Source organism: Enterobacter sp. UPMP2060, assembly GCF_053709655.1.
The window spans coordinates 116,757-135,144 of the sequence record NZ_JBSKJQ010000009.1 but is presented as its reverse complement, the minus strand read 5'-3'; the positions used below and the strand labels follow the sequence as shown (position 1 = coordinate 135,144).

Here is an 18,388-nt window from a genome sequence, read left to right as displayed (position 1 = left end):
GTAAAGGGTAAACAAAAAGCGCAAGTATTGCCAAACAGATCACAAAAACCGGCCTGGCAGGGTATTGAAAAAGCATAAAAAAAGGCCCGCATTTGCGGGCCTTCTGATGCTGTTAGCAGCTCAAATTACAGAACGTCTACCGCGTTCAGTTCTTTGAATGCCTGCTCCAGACGAGTAATCATTGAAGTCTGGGCAGCGCGCAGCCATACGCGTGGATCGTAGTATTTCTTGTTCGGCTGGTCTTCGCCTTTCGGGTTGCCCAGCTGACCCTGCAGGTAAGCTTCGTTGGTTTTGTAGTACTGCAGGATACCGTCCCATGTTGCCCACTGGGTGTCGGTATCGATGTTCATTTTCACTACGCCGTAGCTTACGGAGTCTTTGATTTCCTGAGCAGAAGAACCGGAACCGCCGTGGAAGACGAAGTTCAGGCTGTTGTGCGGCAGGTTGTGTTTCTTGGAAACATATTCCTGAGAATCACGCAGGATGGTCGGGGTCAGAACCACGTTACCTGGTTTGTAAACGCCGTGTACGTTACCGAAGGACGCTGCGATGGTGAAGCGTGGGCTGATTTTGCTCAGCTCGGTATAAGCGTAATCAACGTCTTCTGGCTGGGTGTACAGTGCAGAAGCGTCCATGTGGCTGTTGTCCACACCGTCTTCTTCACCACCGGTGCAACCCAGTTCGATTTCCAGAGTCATGTCCATTTTGGCCATGCGCGCCAGGTATTTGGAGCAGATTTCGATGTTTTCGTGCAATGACTCTTCAGACAGGTCGATCATGTGAGAAGAGAACAGTGGCTTACCGGTAGCCGCGAAGTGTTTTTCACCCGCGTCCAGCAGACCGTCGATCCACGGCAGCAGTTTCTTCGCGCAGTGGTCAGTGTGCAGGATAACTGGAACACCGTAGTGCTCAGCCATCTGGTGTACGTGGTGCGCACCAGAGATAGCGCCCAGGATTGCAGCACCCTGAGGAATGTCAGTTTTAACGCCTTTACCTGCGATGAACGCAGCGCCGCCGTTAGAGAACTGAACGATAACTGGCGCTTTAACTTTAGCAGCAGTTTCCAGTACGGCGTTGATGGAGTCGGTACCCACGCAGTTAACTGCTGGCAGAGCGAAGTTGTTTTCTTTAGCTACCTGGAACACTTTCTGTACGTCATCACCAGTGATAACGCCAGGTTTTACGAAATCAAAAATTTTAGACATGTTGCTTAGTCCTGTATCTTCGGCCGTTAGAAAAGGTGCGAGCTCTTAAAAGCGCGCTGAAAATTGGGCAGGTTTCCCTGCCCTGGAATGGCTTACTTCTTAGCGCGCTCTTCGAGCATTGCTACTGCTGGCAGTACTTTGCCTTCCACGAATTCGAGGAATGCGCCGCCACCAGTGGAGATGTAGGAGATCTTGTCAGCGATACCGAACAGGTCGATTGCCGCCAGGGTGTCACCACCGCCTGCGATAGAGAACGCTTCGCTGTCTGCGATAGCGTTAGCAACGATTTCAGTACCTTTGCGGAAGTTCGGGAATTCGAACACGCCAACAGGACCGTTCCACAGGATAGTTTTTGCGTTTTTGAGGATTTCAGCCAGTTTCTGTGCAGAAACGTCGCCCAGGTCCAGAATCTGCTCTTCGTCTTTGATGTCGTTAACAGATTTCAGGGTCGCGGTTGCGGTTTCGGAGAACTCGGTCGCAACGCGAACGTCAGTTGGAACCGGGATATCGCAGGTGCTCAGCAGGCGTTTGGCTTCGTCAACCAGGTCTGCTTCGTACAGGGATTTGCCCACGTTGTGGCCCTGAGCGGCAACGAAGGTGTTCGCGATACCACCGCCAACGATCAGCTGGTCAGCGATTTTAGACAGGGAATCCAGAACGGTCAGTTTGGTAGAAACTTTAGAACCACCAACGATAGCCACCATTGGACGAGCAGGTTCTTTCAGTGCTTTACCCAGCGCTTCCAGTTCGTCAGCCAGCAGAGGACCGGCGCACGCTACGTCTGCAAATTTACCGATACCGTGGGTTGACGCCTGAGCACGGTGAGCCGTACCGAATGCATCCATCACGAACACGTCGCACAGTGCAGCGTATTTTTTGGAAAGAGTTTCGTCGTCTTTCTTTTCGCCTTTGTTAAAGCGAACGTTTTCCAGAACAACCAGTTCACCGGCTGCAACTTCAACGCCGTCCAGGTAATCTTTCACCAGGCGAACCGGGTTGGACAGTTTGTCTTTCAGGTAATTAACCACTGGCAGCAGAGAGAACTCTTCGTTGTACTCGCCTTCAGTTGGACGACCCAGGTGGGAGGTGACCATCACTTTCGCGCCCTGCTTCAGAGCCAGTTCGATGGTTGGCAGAGATGCACGGATACGCGCGTCGCTGGTCACTTTGCCATCTTTAACCGGTACGTTCAGATCGGCACGGATGAAAACGCGTTTACCAGCCAGATCCAGATCGGTCATCTTAATTACAGACATGGTGAATCCTCTCGTTGATTCTTAAAGTTTTGCAGACGCACAATGCGTCTTACCTGAAACCTTGAGCGGCCATTGCTAACGTAGTGTCGAGCATTCGGTTAGCAAAGCCCCATTCGTTATCACACCAGACCAGCGTCTTGATAAGGTGTGCGCCACTGACTCTCGTTTGCGTGCCATCGACGATGGCGCTGTGCGGGTCGTGGTTAAAATCTACTGAGACCAACGGTAATTCCGTATAGTCAACTATACCATGAAATGCCCCCTGTGCCGCTTTTTGCAGCAACAGGTTGACTTCACAGGCTTTTACCGGTTTTTTCACCGTCACGCTAAGGTCGATTGCGGTGACGTTAATCGTCGGAACACGCACGGCAATCGCTTCAAATCGGTCATTAAACTGCGGAAAAATTCGGGTGATCCCTGCAGCCAGTTTCGTGTCCACCGGAATGATTGACTGGCTCGCTGCGCGAGTGCGTCGTAAGTCCGGATGGTAGGCGTCGATAACCTGCTGATCGTGCATGGCGGAGTGAATCGTGGTCACGGTGCCGGATTCAATGCCATACGCATCGTCTAACAGTTTGATGACCGGAATAATGCAGTTAGTGGTACAGGAGGCGTTGGAAACAATGCGGTGTTCGGCCTGCAGCTCATGCTGGTTGACGCCAAACACGACGGTCGCGTCGAGGTCGTTACTGCCGGGATGAGAAAACAGGACTTTTTTCGCGCCTGCTGCCAGATGCGCTTCGCCATGTTCGCGGCTGCCGTACACGCCGGTACAGTCAAGCACCACATCCACACCCAGTTCACGCCAGGGTAGCCCGGAGATGCTGTTCTCATGCAGCACACGAATAGCGTCGTCACCCACAAACAGCTGTTCTCTTTCCTGGCGTACGTCCCAGGCAAAGCGTCCGTGGCTGGTGTCATATTTCAACAAATGCGCCATGCCCGTAGCATCCGCCAGTTCATTGATTGCCACCACGGTTATTTCCGCCCGACGTCCTGATTCATATAAAGCACGAACCACGTTACGTCCGATGCGACCGAAGCCATTAATCGCTACGCGTACGGTCATAGATCTCCTGCAAAGCAATCCCTGAGTTTGAGGTGGCTGAAAGAGTAATCCAGCTACGCCCGAAGGGGAATCCTTGCTGTCACAAACTGCGATTGATTGGTCAATTGTCGAACATTTAATCGACTGAAACGCTTCAGCAAGAATAAGCGAATCGGGGAATAAAAGGAATGTCTGTCCAGATGAATAAGCGCGCTATATGACTTGCGTCACATTTTAGGTGGAATAATGGCAGCAAGGTAAAAGCAAAACGGTAACCGAGAGGTTACCGTTTTTTAGTGTATGCACCCTCTCCCCGTGGGAGAGGGTTGGGGTGAGGGCATCAGCCCGCACCGTACAAACGATTACAGCAGTTCTTTCGCTTTCGCGACAACGTTCTCAACGGTGAAGCCGAACTCTTCGAACAGCAGCTCTGCCGGAGCAGATTCACCGAAGGTGGTCATACCGACGATAGCGCCGTTCAGGCCCACGTATTTGAACCAGTAGTCAGCGATACCCGCTTCCACTGCCACACGCGCGGAAACCGCTTTAGGCAGGACGGATTCACGGTAGGCAGCATCCTGTTTGTCGAACGCATCGGTAGACGGCATGGAGACCACGCGCGCTTTCACGCCTTCGGCAGTCAGTTTTTCCCACGCTGCAACCGCCAGTTCAACTTCCGAACCGGTGGCGATGAAGATCAGCTCTGGCTGGCCCGCGCAATCTTTCAGCACGTAACCACCGCGAGCGATGTTCGCCAGCTGCTCAGGCGTACGCTCCTGCTGTGCCAGGTTCTGACGGGAGAGGATCAGCGCGGTTGGACCGTCCTGACGCTCAACGCCGTATTTCCACGCCACCGCGGATTCCACCTGGTCACATGGACGCCATGTGCTCATGTTCGGGGTCACGCGCAGGGAAGCCACCTGCTCTACCGGCTGGTGAGTTGGACCATCTTCGCCCAGACCGATGGAGTCGTGGGTGTAGACCATCACCTGACGCTGTTTCATCAGCGCGGCCATACGCACGGCGTTACGTGCATATTCGACAAACATCAGGAAGGTAGAGGTGTACGGCAGGAAACCACCGTGCAGGGAGATACCGTTGGCAATCGCGGTCATACCGAATTCACGTACACCGTAATGGATGTAGTTACCGGCAGTATCTTCGTTGATTGGCTTAGAACCAGACCACAGGGTCAGGTTAGATGGCGCCAGGTCAGCGGAGCCGCCCAGAAATTCTGGAAGCCATGGGCCGAACGCTTCAATCGCATTCTGAGACGCTTTACGGCTCGCGATTTTAGACGGGTTCGCCTGCAGCTTAGCGATGAATTCGTTCGCTTTCGCGTCGAAGTCTGACGGCATATCACCTTTCATACGACGGGTGAATTCAGCCGCTTCCTGCGGGAACGCTTTCGCATAGGCAGCGAATTTCTCGTTCCAGGCCGCTTCTTTCGCCTGGCCTACTTCTTTTGCATCCCACTGAGCGTAGATCTCAGACGGGATTTCGAATGCAGGGTGTTTCCAGCCCAACGCTTCGCGGGTCAGTGCGATTTCCGCGTCGCCCAGCGGTGCGCCGTGGGAGTCGTGAGTACCCGCTTTGTTCGGGGAGCCGAAGCCGATGATGGTTTTGCACATCAGCAGGGACGGTTTGTCCGTCACAGCGCGCGCTTCTTCCACTGCACGTTTAATCGAGTCAGCATCGTGACCATCAACGCCACGCACTACGTGCCAGCCGTAGGCTTCGAAACGTGCAGCGGTGTCGTCGGTGAACCAGCCTTCAACGTGACCGTCGATGGAGATACCGTTGTCGTCATAGAACGCAACCAGTTTGCCCAGCTTCAGGGTACCTGCCAGGGAGCACACTTCGTGAGAAATGCCTTCCATCATGCAGCCGTCGCCCATGAACGCGTAGGTGAAGTGGTCAACGATGTCGTGACCAGGACGGTTGAACTGCGCCGCCAGCGTCTTCTCGGCAATCGCCATACCCACAGCGTTAGCAATACCCTGACCCAGCGGGCCGGTGGTGGTTTCTACGCCAGCGGTGTAACCCACTTCCGGGTGACCTGGAGTTTTAGAGTGCAGCTGACGGAAGTTTTTCAGCTCTTCGATAGGCAGATCGTAGCCGGTGAGGTGCAGCAGGCTATAGATCAGCATAGAGCCGTGGCCGTTGGACAGCACGAAGCGGTCGCGGTCAGCCCATGACGGGTTCTGCGGGTTGTGGTTCAGGAAATCACGCCACAGGACTTCGGCGATATCAGCCATACCCATAGGAGCCCCTGGGTGGCCGGATTTGGCTTTCTGTACTGCGTCCATGCTCAGCGCACGAATAGCATTAGCAAGCTCTTTACGTGAGGACATTTTAACTCCAGATCGGACTGTTAAAGGCCATGCCCTTGACGACAGCGCGTTTTGGGCTACGCCGGAAAAAAGTGCCAACAATGTAACCCAAGCCGCAAGTCATGTACATGGAGCATTCTTTTGCTTGTTAAGAAATCTCTGGATCATGCTCGCATGTTGCGCAATCTGCTCGCCCGGCCCTGTAGATATTCCTTATACTTAGCCCGACACCGGCTTCGCTGACGGTGCCCTTTTCGGATTTTATTCAGTTTAACGAGTACGGAAGCAACCTCATGAAAATGCGTGCAATAGTGCTGACCCTGGGTACAACGCTCCTGCTGAGCGGCTGTCAGAATATGGATTCTAACGGTCTGATGACGTCAGGCGCAGAGGCCTTTCAGGCCTATTCCCTGAGCGATGCGCAGGTGAAAGCGCTGAGCGACCAGGCCTGTAAAGATATGGACGGAAAAGCCACGCTTGCGCCGGCTAACAGTACCTACACGCAGCGTCTGAATAAGATTGCTTCCGCGCTGGGCGACAACATCAACGGCCAGCCGGTGAACTACAAGGTGTACATGGCGAAAGATGTCAACGCCTTCGCGATGGCGAACGGCTGTATCCGTGTCTACAGCGGGCTGATGGACATGATGACCGACAACGAAGTGGAAGCGGTCATCGGCCATGAAATGGGCCACGTTGCCCTGGGACACGTGAAGAAAGGGATGCAGGTTGCCCTGGGCACCAATGCCATCCGCGCAGCGGCGGCCTCTGCGGGCGGTATCGTTGGCAGCCTGTCGCAGTCACAGCTTGGCGACGTGGGTGAAAAACTGGTTAACTCTCAGTTCTCACAGCGTCAGGAGTCCGAGGCGGATGACTACTCCTACGACCTGTTGCGCAAACGCGGCATTAATCCATCAGGCTTAGCCACCAGCTTCGAAAAACTGGCCAAGCTGGAAGCCGGACGCCAAAGCTCCATGTTTGACGATCACCCGGCCTCAGAAGAACGCGCACAGCATATTCGCGACCGTATGGCCGCAGACGGGATTAAATAATTTCAGAAGGAGGCAATTTTGCCTCCTTTTTATTTCGCATGAATTGTTAACTTAACAGCACGTATCGATAACACCCCTGAAAGCCCCGCCAAATCTGCCTTATCGCCTTGAAATGTCTGGTCACATAATTATTGCAAAGGTTACTTTTTCCGGTAATTATCACCCCCGCAGTTATTCAAATTACTATATCCAGACAGAGACGTTCCCTCCGTGAAAAAAGAATTATCATTAATTGCTTTAAGTTTATTTGCTGCATTACCTGCCGCTGCAAGCCAGCAATCCGACAGCCAGGGTTTTATTGACGACAGCCATCTGGATCTGTTTTTACGCAATGCGTATATCAGCCGCGACTACCATCAGGGCCAGCAGGACAAAGCCGAATGGGGTCAGGGGATCATCGCCACGTTTGCATCCGGCTATACCGAAGGGCTGGTGGGCTTTGGCGTGGACGGAATCGCGCAGTATGGCGTGCGCCTGGACGGCGGCCGCGGCAAGAGCGGCGCGGGCGGCATCGACTTCTTTAAGCAGGAAGACGACGGCCGGGCAAAATCCGATCTGGCAAAGTTTGGCGCAACCGCCAAAATGCGCATCTCGAATACCGTACTGAGCTACGGAAATCAGCGCCCTGAGCTGCCCATCGTGAATGCCGACAGCTCCCGCCTGCTGTTTGAAAGCTACACCGGCACCATGCTGACCTCGAAAGAGATCGACGGTCTGGAAATCAACGCCGGTTACTTCACCGACGAGCAGCGTAAAAGCGATGACCGCCACGACAGTGGACTGAAGAGCCTCTCCTTCGGCGGTGCGAGCTATCAGTTTAACGACCAGTTCAGCGGCGCGCTGTACGCCTCTCGTAATGAAGAGGTGATGAACAAGCAGTACCTGGGCATGAACTTCAAACAGCCGTTCAGCACCGGGCAGCAGCTGGTGCTCGACTTCAACGGCTATAACTCCCGTCTGGATCAGGGTTACGCGGACAGCCTCGACACGGGCCGCAGCAACACCATCTGGAGCCTGGCGGCGAGCTACATCTGGGATATTCACACGTTCAAAGTGGCGTACCAGCAGAGCAGCGGCAGCACCGGCTACAACTACGGCGGCTATCGTGACAAGGGCGGCGTGGGTGACGGCGGAAACACCATCTGGCTGGCGAACTCCTACTGGTCTGATTTTAACGGCGAAGACGAACGTTCCTGGCAGGCATCCTACGGTCTGGACTTTGGCGGCCTTGGCTTACCGGGCCTGAGCTGGACCACTGCCTACGTGCGTGGGGATAATATTAAAACCTCTGAAACCAGCAACGGCAAAGAGCACGAGTGGTTTAACCAGATCCAGTACCAGGTGCAGGATGGTCCGGCGAAGGATCTGAAGCTTAAACTGCGCTACTCCGTACTGCGCGTCTCCGGCAACGCCAGCGAGTACAACGTGGGCGGGGACGAGATCCGCGCTTATGTGGAATACCCGTTTAACGTGTTCTGAAGACAATAAAAAACCTCTCAATAGAGAGGTTTTTTTCACGCAAGGTGAGGCTTATTCGCCTTTTTTGGCTGCCTGAATGTAGAGCATTTCCAGCGCCAGAGTCGCTGCGGCCAGCGCGGTGATCTCGGACTGGTCATACGCAGGCGCCACTTCCACCACGTCCATCCCGACAATGTTCAGATCCTTCAGGCCGCGCACCAGCTTGATGGCACGATCTGAGGTCAAACCGCCGATGACCGGCGTACCGGTGCCCGGTGCAAATGCCGGATCCAGACAGTCGATGTCGAAGGTCAGATACACGGGCATATCACCCACGATCTGCTTCACCTGAGCGATGATGTCGTCGACGCCGCGATCGTTAACCTGGCCCGCATCCAGCACGGTGAAACCGTTGTCTTTGTCGAACTCGGTGCGAATGCCGATCTGCACGGAGTGGTTCGGGTCGATCAGACCTTCGTTCGGCGCGGTGAAGAACATGGTGCCGTGGTCAAACTCGCAGCCGTTCGCGTAGGTGTCGGTATGTGCATCGAAGTGCACCAGCGCCATTTTACCGAAGTGCTTCGCATGGGCACGCAGCAGCGGCAGGGTCACGAAGTGGTCGCCGCCGAAGGAGAGCATGCGCTTACCGGCAGCCAGCAGCTTCTCGGCGTGCGCCTGCAGCTTCTCGCTCATCTCACGCGCGTCGCCGAAGGCGTACACCAGGTCACCGCAGTCCACCACGTTCAGGCGCTCGCGCATGTCGAAGCTCCACGGGAAGCGGTTATGCTCCCAGGCCAGGTTAGTGGAAACCTGACGGATCGCTGCCGGGCCGTGACGACCACCCGCGCGGCCAGATGTTGCCATATCGAACGGCACACCGGTGATCACCCAGTCAGCGTCGCTGTCGTACGGCTGGAAGTTCATCGGAAGGCGTAAAAAACCAAACGCGTTAGATACCAGAGAGTTATCGTACTGATGACCTAAAGTGCTCATGTCCTGACCTCTTTTAAAGTCGATACATTAAAAACAGATGAAAAAAAATCCCCTCCGCGTCGTTAAACCCGACGAGGAAGGGATTGATTCGTAAATCGCTTATTGGGGCGAATTATCGCCGGTAATGCATACGGGTTCAAGTGAGTATAGGGCATTGTGCGGTCTGATGCCCTCACCCCGCCCTCTCCCTGTGGGAGAGAGCGTTTTCCTACTCGTCTTCCAGGTAGGTGTACCCGTACAGGCCCGCTTCAAACTCTTCCAGGAACTGCTGCTGGAGCGCATCGTCCAGACCGGTGTTTTTCACCTGGTCGCGGAACTGAGTGAGCAGTTTTTTCGGATCCAGCTGAACGTATTCCAGCATGTCCGCCACGGTGTCCCCTTCATCGGACAGCTCGATTTCCACGTTGCCGTCAGGGAACACGAACACGTCCACCGCTTCGGTATCACCGAACAGGTTGTGCATGTTGCCGAGGATCTCCTGATACGCGCCGACCATAAAGAAGCCCAGCATCGGTGGGTTCTCCGGGTCGTATTCCGGCATTGGCATCGTCGTTGCGATACCGTCGCCGTCAACGTAGTGGTCGATGGCACCGTCGGAGTCACAGGTGATGTCCAGCAGCACCGCACGGCGTTCCGGCGCGTGGTTCAGCCCTTCCAGCGGCAGAACCGGGAACAGCTGGTCGATACCCCAGGCATCCGGCATCGACTGGAAAAGCGAGAAGTTGACGTAAATCTTGTCCGCCATACGTTCCTGCAGCTCGTCGATAATCGGACGGTGCGCGCGGTTGCTCGGGTCGAGCTGTTTCTGCACTTCATGGCACATGTTCAGGTAGAGCTGCTCCGCCCACGCGCGCTCCTGCAGGCTGAAGGTGCCTGAAGAATAACCCACGTGAATATCATGCAGGTCCATCTGGCTGTCGTGCAGCCATTCGCGCAGGGAACGACGCGTGCCCGGCTCGTGCATTTCCTGCCAGGTTTCCCACATGCTTTGCAGGGAACGCGGAGCATCGTCTGCCGGAGGCGTCGCTTCGCTGATTTCGCTACGCTCAACGCCGATGATGTTAGAGACCAGCACCGTATGGTGCGCGGTCACCGCGCGACCGGATTCGGTGATCACCGTCGGGTGCGGCAGGCCGTTCTCTTCACAGGCATCACCGATCGCCCAGATGATGTTGTTCGCGTATTCGTTCAGGCCGTAGTTCACGGAACAGTCAGACTGCGAGCGGGTCCCTTCGTAGTCCACGCCGAGGCCGCCGCCCACGTCGAAGCACTGAATATTCACGCCGAGCTTGTGCAGCTCAACGTAGAAACGCGCTGACTCACGCACGCCGGTGGCGATGTCGCGAATATTGGCCATCTGCGAGCCGAGGTGGAAGTGCAGCAGCTGAATGCTGTCCAGACGACCGCGCTCGCGCAGGATTTCCACCAGCTGCAGCACCTGGTTTGCCGCCAGGCCGAACTTGGATTTCTCGCCGCCTGAGGACTGCCATTTACCGGAACCTTGTGACGCCAGACGCGCACGCACGCCAAGGCGTGGCACCACGTTCAGACGTTCGGCCTCTTCCAGCACGATGGCGATTTCGGTCATCTTTTCGATAACCAGATAGACCTTGTGGCCCATCTTTTCGCCGATCAGCGCCAGACGAATGTATTCACGGTCTTTATAGCCGTTACAGACGATCACTGAACGGGTCATGCCTGCATGCGCCAGAACCGCCATCAGCTCCGCTTTGGAGCCTGCTTCCAGGCCCAGCGGCTCGCCGGAGTGGATCAGGGATTCAATCACGCGGCGGTGCTGGTTCACCTTGATCGGGTAAACCAGGAAATAGTCGCCTTTATAGCCGTAGGACTCACGCGCGCGCTTGAACGCGGCGTTAATAGAACGCAGGCGATGTTGCAGGATCTGCGGGAAGCAGAACAGTGCAGGCAAACGCTGGCCCTGAGCCTCACGGGCTTTCACCAGTTTCGCGAGATCCACGCGCGCTTCAGGGACGTCCGGATCCGGGCAGACGCTGATGTGGCCCAGTTCGTTGACGTCGTAGTAGTTATTGCCCCACCAGGCAATATTGTAAGTGCGCAGCATCTTGCTGGCTTCCTCGGAGCTCATCGCAACCTCCTGCATAGAACGTAGTACACCCTGTTCGCCCGCTGACGAAGGCGAAAAAGAAGACATGTCGTCAGACATAGCGAACCTCAACTCTTTGTAATAAGTGTAAAACAGTTGACTACTATCGCAGCGTTATACGGCGATAACAACCCATAAACGGCTCCGTTTCCCAGCAGAGTATGCTGAAAACCAGACCGTGCGACCGGTTTCTTATTCATATCATTGTAAAACACGTATCCGAACTCTGTATGACAAGGTTCGGCGAAACCACGAGAAAACTCTTGTATTAACAAGAGCGCCCTTGTTCAGTTTTCACAAAGCGTGACCGGCCCTGGAATCCTGAGAAGCGCCGAGATGGGTATAACATCGGCAGGTTTGCAGACTAGAAATGCGGGTTGCGGGAATCAAATACGCGCCAGAACGGCTGCGCTGAATGTGCGGAAAACGATGGTTCATTATCTCGTATCACCTCCACGGCCGCTTCTGTTGAAACGGACCACAAGCCAAAGCTAAAAGTTCACTGCTTAACCCGGCTGGAAGTGGCGACACGATGAGTTCATCGAGCGCTTATTTTATATGAGCCGCGCGCCGCGTTTTATACCGAGAAGGGGGCTAAAAAGCAAAACAAAAATGCGCGAGCTGCCAGCAGCGTCAGGAAAAATTTCCAGCCGCCATTTCAACGCAGTGAGAGATGAATCAAAAAAAACTGGAAATCGGGCGAAGAAGTGACCTAAAATAGCCGTCCAGATGTTAATCCATCTATACTGATTAACACTCATACTGCCAGTGTCAAAAACCTGCAGGCCTTGGTAGAATTATCTCCTTTGGCTATTCCGCACAGCAGCTTGAGCTAACCAAATTCCTCTTAGGTGAAATAAAACATGGCAAAACACCTGTTTACGTCCGAGTCCGTATCAGAAGGACATCCTGATAAAATTGCTGACCAAATCTCTGATGCGGTGCTGGATGCGATCCTGGCGCAGGATCCTAAAGCGCGCGTCGCGTGCGAAACCTATGTCAAAACCGGCATGGTTCTGGTTGGCGGTGAGATCACCACCAGCGCATGGGTTGATATCGAAGAGATCACCCGTAACACGGTGCGTGAGATCGGCTATGTGCATTCTGATATGGGCTTTGATGCCAACTCCTGCGCGGTTCTGAGCGCGATTGGCAAACAGTCTCCAGACATCAACCAGGGCGTTGACCGTGCCGATCCGCTGGAACAGGGCGCGGGCGACCAGGGCCTGATGTTCGGCTATGCAACCAACGAAACCGACGTGCTGATGCCAGCACCGGTCACCTACGCACACCGTCTGGTGCAGCGTCAGGCTGAAGTGCGTAAAAACGGCACCCTGCCGTGGCTGCGCCCGGATGCGAAAAGCCAGGTCACCTTCCAGTATGACGACGGCAAAATCGTTGGGATTGACGCGGTAGTGCTTTCTACCCAGCATTCCGAAGATATCGATCAGAAATCCCTGCAGGAAGCAGTGATGGAAGAGATCATCAAGCCGGTTCTGCCGACCGAATGGCTGAGCTCTGCGACCAAATTCTTCATCAACCCAACCGGACGCTTCGTTATCGGCGGCCCAATGGGCGACTGCGGCCTGACCGGTCGTAAAATCATCGTTGATACCTACGGCGGCATGGCGCGTCACGGTGGCGGTGCGTTCTCTGGTAAAGATCCGTCTAAAGTTGACCGTTCTGCGGCGTACGCGGCACGTTATGTGGCGAAAAACATCGTTGCAGCCGGACTGGCTGACCGCTGTGAGATCCAGGTTTCCTACGCGATCGGCGTAGCTGAGCCAACCTCCATCATGGTTGAAACCTTCGGTACCGAGAAAGTGCCTTCAGAACAGCTGACGCTGCTGGTGCGCGAGTTCTTCGACCTGCGTCCATACGGCCTGATTCAGATGCTGGATCTGCTGCACCCAATCTACAAAGAAACCGCGGCATACGGTCACTTTGGTCGTGAACATTTCCCATGGGAAAAAACCGACAAAGCCGCCCTGCTGCGTGAAGCTGCCGGTCTGAAGTAATCGACTGACATCTGCGTGATAAAAGGCCAGCCTTCGGGCTGGCCTTTTTTTGTTGGTGGCGCCGCAAAGGTGCACATATGGTACCGATTACACCGCACCGGACGCGTCTCGCTTTCAGAATATTCTCTTTGCATGATCGCCTTTCTTCTGCTGTTACATCGCCTTTCAGTTAAGTCTGAAATGTGTTCTTTCGCGATGCATATCACCTCGTTTACCTCTATATTTTCAAAGCTTTAATTATTTTTACGGTTGCACGCTAGTGTAACCGATTACACCTATGTGATTAATCTCACATATTTTTACGGGTCACTCACCTACCCTTTACATCAATAAAACTGATAACCCAACTGGAGGGCATAATGCCTGACAATAAAAAACAGGGGCGTACGTCCAACAAGGCGATGACATTCTTCGTCTGTTTCCTCGCCGCCCTGGCAGGATTACTTTTTGGCCTGGATATCGGCGTTATTGCCGGTGCATTACCTTTCATCACTGACGAGTTCCAGATCAGCGCTCACACCCAGGAGTGGGTGGTCAGCTCCATGATGTTCGGTGCCGCAGTGGGTGCCGTCGGCAGCGGCTGGCTCTCCTTCAAGCTCGGGCGTAAAAAGAGCCTGATGATCGGCGCGATCCTGTTCGTTGCCGGTTCACTCTTCTCTGCCGCTGCGCCTAACGTTGAGGTTCTGCTGGTTTCCCGCGTGCTGCTCGGCCTGGCCGTGGGCGTGGCGTCCTATACCGCCCCGCTTTACCTGTCTGAAATCGCGCCGGAGAAAATCCGCGGCAGTATGATTTCGATGTATCAGCTCATGATCACCATCGGTATTTTGGGCGCGTACCTTTCCGATACCGCGTTTAGCTACAGCGGCGCATGGCGCTGGATGCTCGGCGTGATCATCATCCCGGCAATTCTGCTGCTGATTGGCGTCTTCTTCCTGCCGGACAGCCCGCGCTGGTTTGCCGCCAAACGTCGATTCCACGATGCCGAACGCGTACTGATGCGCCTGCGCGACACCAGCGCCGAAGCGAAAAACGAGCTGGAAGAGATCCGCGAAAGCCTGAAGGTCAAACAGTCCGGCTGGGCGCTGTTTAAAGAGAACAGCAACTTCCGCCGCGCGGTGTTCCTCGGCGTGCTGCTTCAGGTCATGCAGCAGTTCACCGGGATGAACGTCATCATGTATTACGCGCCAAAAATCTTTGAGCTGGCGGGCTATACCAACACCACCGAGCAGATGTGGGGGACCGTCATCGTGGGTCTGACCAACGTGCTGGCGACCTTTATCGCCATCGGCCTGGTGGACCGCTGGGGACGTAAGCCAACCCTGACGCTGGGCTTCCTGGTGATGGCGGCCGGTATGGGTGTCCTCGGTACCATGATGCATGTGGGCATTCACTCACCAACCGCCCAGTACTTTGCGGTCGGCATGCTGCTGATGTTTATCGTCGGGTTTGCGATGAGCGCCGGCCCGCTGATTTGGGTGCTGTGCTCTGAGATCCAGCCGCTGAAAGGGCGTGATTTTGGTATCACCTGCTCTACCGCAACCAACTGGATTGCCAACATGATCGTCGGCGCAACGTTCCTGACCATGCTCAATACCCTGGGCAACGCGAACACCTTCTGGGTCTACGCTGGTCTGAACATCTTCTTTATTGTGCTGACAATCTGGCTGGTTCCAGAAACCAAACACGTTTCTCTGGAACATATTGAACGTAACCTGATGAAAGGTCGTCCGCTGCGCGAAATCGGCGCCCACGACTGATCCTCATGCGGGAGGCGCCTCTTGCGCCTCCCCGCTTCGCACTTTATGCTCTGCCTCTATGAAAGCACCCCGTCTCCCCATCGCCCTTCAGCAAGCCGTTATGCGCTGCCTGCGGGAAAAACTCGCCCAGGCGAACCTGAAGCTCGGTCGCAATTACCCTGAACCTAAGATCGTTTATCAGCAACGCGGAACCGCGGCGGGTACCGCCTGGCTCGAGCCCAATGAGATCCGCCTTAACCCGGTGCTGATGATGGAAAACCAGCAGGCGTTTATCGAGGAAGTGGTACCGCACGAGCTGGCGCATTTGCTGGTGTGGAAACACTTCGGACGCGTCGCGCCCCACGGAAAAGAGTGGAAGTGGATGATGGAAGCGGTGCTCGGCGTTCCGGCACGCCGTACCCATCAGTTCGAGCTGGAATCGGTGCGCCGCAATACCTTCCCCTACCGCTGCCAGTGTCAGCAGCACCAGCTCACCGTCCGCCGCCATAATCGCGTGGTGCGCGGCGAGGCGACCTACCGCTGCGTCAAATGCGGCGAGCCGCTGGTTGCGGAATAATCATCTGAACTTTCAGGAACTTTCCTGATCTGACTGATTGCATACGGGAACAACATTCGTTACGTTGCGGGCTCGTTTTGACACGGAGTGTAAGATGTCCCGTAATTTTTCTCTCGCGGTCGCCTTTCTGACGACGGCGCTCTCAGGCCATGCTCTGGCCGACGGTATCAACAGTTTTTCCCAGGCCAAGGCAGCAGGCGTGAAGGTAAACGCCGATGTGCCGGGCGATTTCTACTGCGGCTGTAAAATTAACTGGCAGGGTAAAAAAGGGGTCGTTGACCTTGAGTCCTGCGGCTATAAGGTGCGTAAAAACGAAAACCGCGCCAGCCGCATTGAATGGGAACATGTCGTTCCGGCCTGGCAGTTTGGCCACCAGCGCCAGTGCTGGCAGGATGGCGGACGTAAAAACTGCGCCAAAGATCCGGTTTATCGCCAGATGGAAAGCGATATGCATAACCTGCAGCCTGCCGTCGGTGAAGTGAACGGCGACCGGGGTAATTTCATGTATAGCCAGTGGAACGGTGGCGAAGGCCAGTACGGCCAGTGCGGTATGAAGGTTGATTTTAAAGAGAAAGTCGCCGAGCCCCCTGCCCGCGCGCGCGGCAGCATTGCCCGCACCTACTTCTATATGCGCGACCGTTACGACCTCAACCTCTCCCGCCAGCAGACGCAGCTGTTCAACGCCTGGGACAAGCAGTACCCGGTGACGGAGTGGGAATGCCAGCGCGACGAACGTATCGCCAGAGTCCAGGGGAATCACAACCCTTACGTCCAGCGGGCTTGCCAGGCGCAAAAGAGCTAACCTACACTACGGCAATTCGCTTATATCGCATGACACATGGAATTTCTGACTATGCGCATTCCCCGCATTTACCATCCTGAACTGATTACCGCAGGCCGCGAAATCGCCCTGTCTGATGACGCCGCCAACCACGTTGGCCGCGTGCTGCGCATGGGCGCAGGTCAGGCAATACAGCTGTTCGACGGCTCGAACCAGGTTTTCGACGCGGAAATCACGCGGTCTGATAAAAAAAGCGTACACGTTAACGTCCTGCGTGGCGAAGTGGATGACCGGGAATCACCGCTGCACATCCATCTGGGCCAGGTGATGTCGCGCGGCGAGAAAATGGAGTTCACCATTCAGAAATCCATTGAACTGGGTGTAAGCCTCATTACGCCACTTTTTTCTGAGCGCTGTGGCGTTAAACTGGATGCGGAACGTCTGAACAAAAAGATCCAGCAGTGGCAGAAAATTGCCATTGCGGCTTGCGAACAGAGTGGCCGCAACCGTATTCCGGAGATCCGCCCGGCGATGGATCTGGAGGACTGGTGTGCAGAAGAGGAGAGCGGGCTGAAGCTCAATCTTCATCCGCGCGCCAGCGCCAGCATCAATACGCTGCCTCTGCCCGTTGAGCGCGTACGCCTGCTGATTGGCCCCGAAGGCGGCCTGTCGGCGGATGAAATTGCGATGACGGCACGTTACCAGTTTACTGATATTCTGTTGGGACCTCGCGTTCTGCGCACTGAGACAACGGCACTCACGGCCATTACCGCGCTACAGGTACGGTTTGGCGATCTGGGTTGAAGCATTAACGGAGAAGAACATGATCAAGCTCGGCATCGTGATGGACCCCATCGCAAACATTAACATCAAGAAAGATTCCAGCTTCGCCATGCTGCTGGAAGCGCAGCGTCGCGGCTATGAACTCCACTATATGGAGATGAACGATCTTTACCTGATCAACGGTGAAGCCCGTGCGCGCACCCGCATCGTTAACGTCGAGCAGAACTACGACAAATGGTACGAGTTCGGCACCGAGCAGGATATTGCCCTGGCCGATCTCAACGTCATCCTGATGCGTAAAGATCCGCCGTTCGACACCGAATACATCTACAGCACCTACATCCTTGAGCGTGCAGAAGAGAAAGGCACGCTGATCGTCAACAAGCCGCAGAGCCTGCGCGACTGCAACGAGAAGCTCTACACCGCCTGGTTCTCTGACCTGACGCCGGAAACCCTGGTGACCCGCAGCAAAGCGCAGCTGAAAGAATTCTGGCAGAAGCACGGCGATATCATCATGAAGCCGCTGGACGGCATGGGCGGCGCGTCGATTTTCCGCGTGAAAGAGAGCGACCCGAACATTGGCGTGATTGCCGAAACGCTGACCGAACTGGGTACGCGCTACTGCATGGCACAGAACTATATTCCGGCGATCAAAGACGGCGATAAGCGCGTTCTGGTGGTAGATGGCGAACCGGTTCCTTACTGCCTGGCGCGTATCCCGCAGGGTGGCGAAACTCGTGGGAACCTGGCAGCCGGTGGCCGCGGTGAGCCGCGCCCGCTGACCGAAAGCGACTGGGAAATTGCCCGCCGCGTTGGCCCGACGCTGAAAGCCAAAGGCCTGATCTTCGTTGGCCTGGATATCATCGGCGATCGTCTGACCGAAGTGAACGTCACCAGCCCGACCTGCATTCGTGAAATCGAAGCGGAATTCCCGATTTCGATCACCGGAATGCTGATGGACGCTATCGAAAAACGTTTACAGAAATAACCTAACAATACTATTAGTGACAGCGCCTGTGTTTG

16 protein-coding genes are annotated in these 18,388 nt (G+C 55.1%); 8 read left to right on the top strand and 8 right to left on the bottom strand.

Annotated elements, in window-relative coordinates; genetic code table 11:
* Window positions 1-125: 125 nt before the first annotated feature.
* From fbaA to tkt, 4 genes are all read right to left on the bottom strand, one after another.
* Window positions 126-1,205, bottom strand: a complete 1,080-nt coding sequence (gene fbaA / locus ACWKXN_RS17240) for a class II fructose-bisphosphate aldolase (RefSeq protein WP_032660076.1) — start codon at window positions 1,203-1,205, stop codon at window positions 126-128.
* Between the two features lie 92 nt (window positions 1,206-1,297).
* Entirely contained in the window at window positions 1,298-2,461 is a 1,164-nt protein-coding gene (pgk, locus tag ACWKXN_RS17235) for a phosphoglycerate kinase (RefSeq protein ID WP_023333323.1), read from the bottom strand.
* Window positions 2,462-2,510: 49 nt separating this feature from the next.
* On the bottom strand, window positions 2,511-3,530 hold the full coding sequence (gene epd / locus ACWKXN_RS17230) for an erythrose-4-phosphate dehydrogenase (protein WP_087823222.1): 1,020 nt from the start codon (window positions 3,528-3,530) through the stop codon (window positions 2,511-2,513).
* A 341-nt stretch (window positions 3,531-3,871) separates the two neighbouring features.
* The gene (gene tkt / locus ACWKXN_RS17225; protein WP_048977227.1) at window positions 3,872-5,863 is read right to left on the bottom strand and encodes a transketolase; all 1,992 of its coding nucleotides are present in this window, start codon (window positions 5,861-5,863) and stop codon (window positions 3,872-3,874) included.
* A gap of 272 nt (window positions 5,864-6,135) precedes the next feature.
* Between tkt and loiP the strand changes: the two genes are divergently transcribed.
* Together loiP and ACWKXN_RS17215 are read left to right on the top strand one after the other, a co-directional pair.
* On the top strand, window positions 6,136-6,894 hold the full coding sequence (gene loiP, locus ACWKXN_RS17220; protein WP_047060435.1) for a metalloprotease LoiP: 759 nt from the start codon (window positions 6,136-6,138) through the stop codon (window positions 6,892-6,894).
* Between the two features lie 210 nt (window positions 6,895-7,104).
* Complete coding sequence (locus tag ACWKXN_RS17215; RefSeq protein ID WP_454544067.1) at window positions 7,105-8,373, top strand: OprD family outer membrane porin; 1,269 nt, start codon at window positions 7,105-7,107, stop codon at window positions 8,371-8,373.
* A gap of 51 nt (window positions 8,374-8,424) precedes the next feature.
* Here ACWKXN_RS17215 and speB read toward each other — a convergent pair whose 3' ends face one another.
* The 4 genes from speB to ACWKXN_RS17195 all read right to left on the bottom strand — a co-directional run bounded on the left by speB (window position 8,425) and on the right by ACWKXN_RS17195 (window position 11,908).
* A complete protein-coding gene (gene speB, locus ACWKXN_RS17210) occupies window positions 8,425-9,345 on the bottom strand; it encodes an agmatinase (RefSeq protein WP_454544066.1) in 921 nt (306 codons plus the stop codon).
* A 208-nt stretch (window positions 9,346-9,553) separates the two neighbouring features.
* The gene (speA, locus tag ACWKXN_RS17205; RefSeq protein ID WP_023309121.1) at window positions 9,554-11,530 is read right to left on the bottom strand and encodes a biosynthetic arginine decarboxylase; all 1,977 of its coding nucleotides are present in this window, start codon (window positions 11,528-11,530) and stop codon (window positions 9,554-9,556) included.
* Window positions 11,531-11,538: 8 nt separating this feature from the next.
* On the bottom strand, window positions 11,539-11,670 hold the full coding sequence (gene yqgB, locus ACWKXN_RS17200) for an acid stress response protein YqgB (protein ID WP_127341063.1): 132 nt from the start codon (window positions 11,668-11,670) through the stop codon (window positions 11,539-11,541).
* 94 nt (window positions 11,671-11,764) lie between these two features.
* Window positions 11,765-11,908 carry a hypothetical protein gene (locus ACWKXN_RS17195; protein WP_419095317.1) on the bottom strand — a complete coding sequence of 48 codons (144 nt, stop codon included), beginning with the start codon at window positions 11,906-11,908 and terminating at the stop codon, window positions 11,765-11,767.
* Window positions 11,909-12,333: 425 nt separating this feature from the next.
* On the opposite strand from ACWKXN_RS17195, the gene metK reads away from it, so the two are divergent.
* From metK to gshB, 6 genes are all read left to right on the top strand, one after another.
* Complete coding sequence (gene metK / locus ACWKXN_RS17190; protein WP_010435443.1) at window positions 12,334-13,488, top strand: methionine adenosyltransferase; 1,155 nt, start codon at window positions 12,334-12,336, stop codon at window positions 13,486-13,488.
* 359 nt (window positions 13,489-13,847) lie between these two features.
* Window positions 13,848-15,245 carry a galactose/proton symporter gene (gene galP, locus ACWKXN_RS17185; RefSeq protein WP_023309123.1) on the top strand — a complete coding sequence of 466 codons (1,398 nt, stop codon included), beginning with the start codon at window positions 13,848-13,850 and terminating at the stop codon, window positions 15,243-15,245.
* A gap of 58 nt (window positions 15,246-15,303) precedes the next feature.
* Window positions 15,304-15,801, top strand: a complete 498-nt coding sequence (locus tag ACWKXN_RS17180) for a SprT family zinc-dependent metalloprotease (protein WP_454544065.1) — start codon at window positions 15,304-15,306, stop codon at window positions 15,799-15,801.
* Between the two features lie 94 nt (window positions 15,802-15,895).
* A complete protein-coding gene (endA, locus tag ACWKXN_RS17175; RefSeq protein WP_023333343.1) occupies window positions 15,896-16,603 on the top strand; it encodes a deoxyribonuclease I in 708 nt (235 codons plus the stop codon).
* 51 nt (window positions 16,604-16,654) lie between these two features.
* On the top strand, window positions 16,655-17,386 hold the full coding sequence (rsmE, locus tag ACWKXN_RS17170; protein WP_023309126.1) for a 16S rRNA (uracil(1498)-N(3))-methyltransferase: 732 nt from the start codon (window positions 16,655-16,657) through the stop codon (window positions 17,384-17,386).
* A 19-nt stretch (window positions 17,387-17,405) separates the two neighbouring features.
* Entirely contained in the window at window positions 17,406-18,353 is a 948-nt protein-coding gene (gene gshB, locus ACWKXN_RS17165; protein WP_029739222.1) for a glutathione synthase, read from the top strand.
* The last annotated feature ends 35 nt before the right edge of the window (window positions 18,354-18,388 follow it).

Bases quoted from the DNA above. Each gene is read 5' to 3' on its own strand.
- galP (WP_023309123.1), top strand. From the start codon at position 13,848: ATGCCTGACAATAAAAAACAGGGGCGTACGTCCAACAAGGCGATGACA.
- speA (WP_023309121.1), bottom strand. From the start codon at position 11,530: ATGTCTGACGACATGTCTTCTTTTTCGCCTTCGTCAGCGGGCGAACAG.
- metK (WP_010435443.1), top strand. From the start codon at position 12,334: ATGGCAAAACACCTGTTTACGTCCGAGTCCGTATCAGAAGGACATCCT.
- ACWKXN_RS17180 (WP_454544065.1), top strand. From the start codon at position 15,304: ATGAAAGCACCCCGTCTCCCCATCGCCCTTCAGCAAGCCGTTATGCGC.
- endA (WP_023333343.1), top strand. From the start codon at position 15,896: ATGTCCCGTAATTTTTCTCTCGCGGTCGCCTTTCTGACGACGGCGCTC.
- rsmE (WP_023309126.1), top strand. From the start codon at position 16,655: ATGCGCATTCCCCGCATTTACCATCCTGAACTGATTACCGCAGGCCGC.
- yqgB (WP_127341063.1), bottom strand. From the start codon at position 11,670: ATGAATAAGAAACCGGTCGCACGGTCTGGTTTTCAGCATACTCTGCTG.
- speB (WP_454544066.1), bottom strand. From the start codon at position 9,345: ATGAGCACTTTAGGTCATCAGTACGATAACTCTCTGGTATCTAACGCG.
- loiP (WP_047060435.1), top strand. From the start codon at position 6,136: ATGAAAATGCGTGCAATAGTGCTGACCCTGGGTACAACGCTCCTGCTG.
- pgk (WP_023333323.1), bottom strand. From the start codon at position 2,461: ATGTCTGTAATTAAGATGACCGATCTGGATCTGGCTGGTAAACGCGTT.
- ACWKXN_RS17195 (WP_419095317.1), bottom strand. From the start codon at position 11,908: ATGAACCATCGTTTTCCGCACATTCAGCGCAGCCGTTCTGGCGCGTAT.
- epd (WP_087823222.1), bottom strand. From the start codon at position 3,530: ATGACCGTACGCGTAGCGATTAATGGCTTCGGTCGCATCGGACGTAAC.
- tkt (WP_048977227.1), bottom strand. From the start codon at position 5,863: ATGTCCTCACGTAAAGAGCTTGCTAATGCTATTCGTGCGCTGAGCATG.
- gshB (WP_029739222.1), top strand. From the start codon at position 17,406: ATGATCAAGCTCGGCATCGTGATGGACCCCATCGCAAACATTAACATC.
- fbaA (WP_032660076.1), bottom strand. From the start codon at position 1,205: ATGTCTAAAATTTTTGATTTCGTAAAACCTGGCGTTATCACTGGTGAT.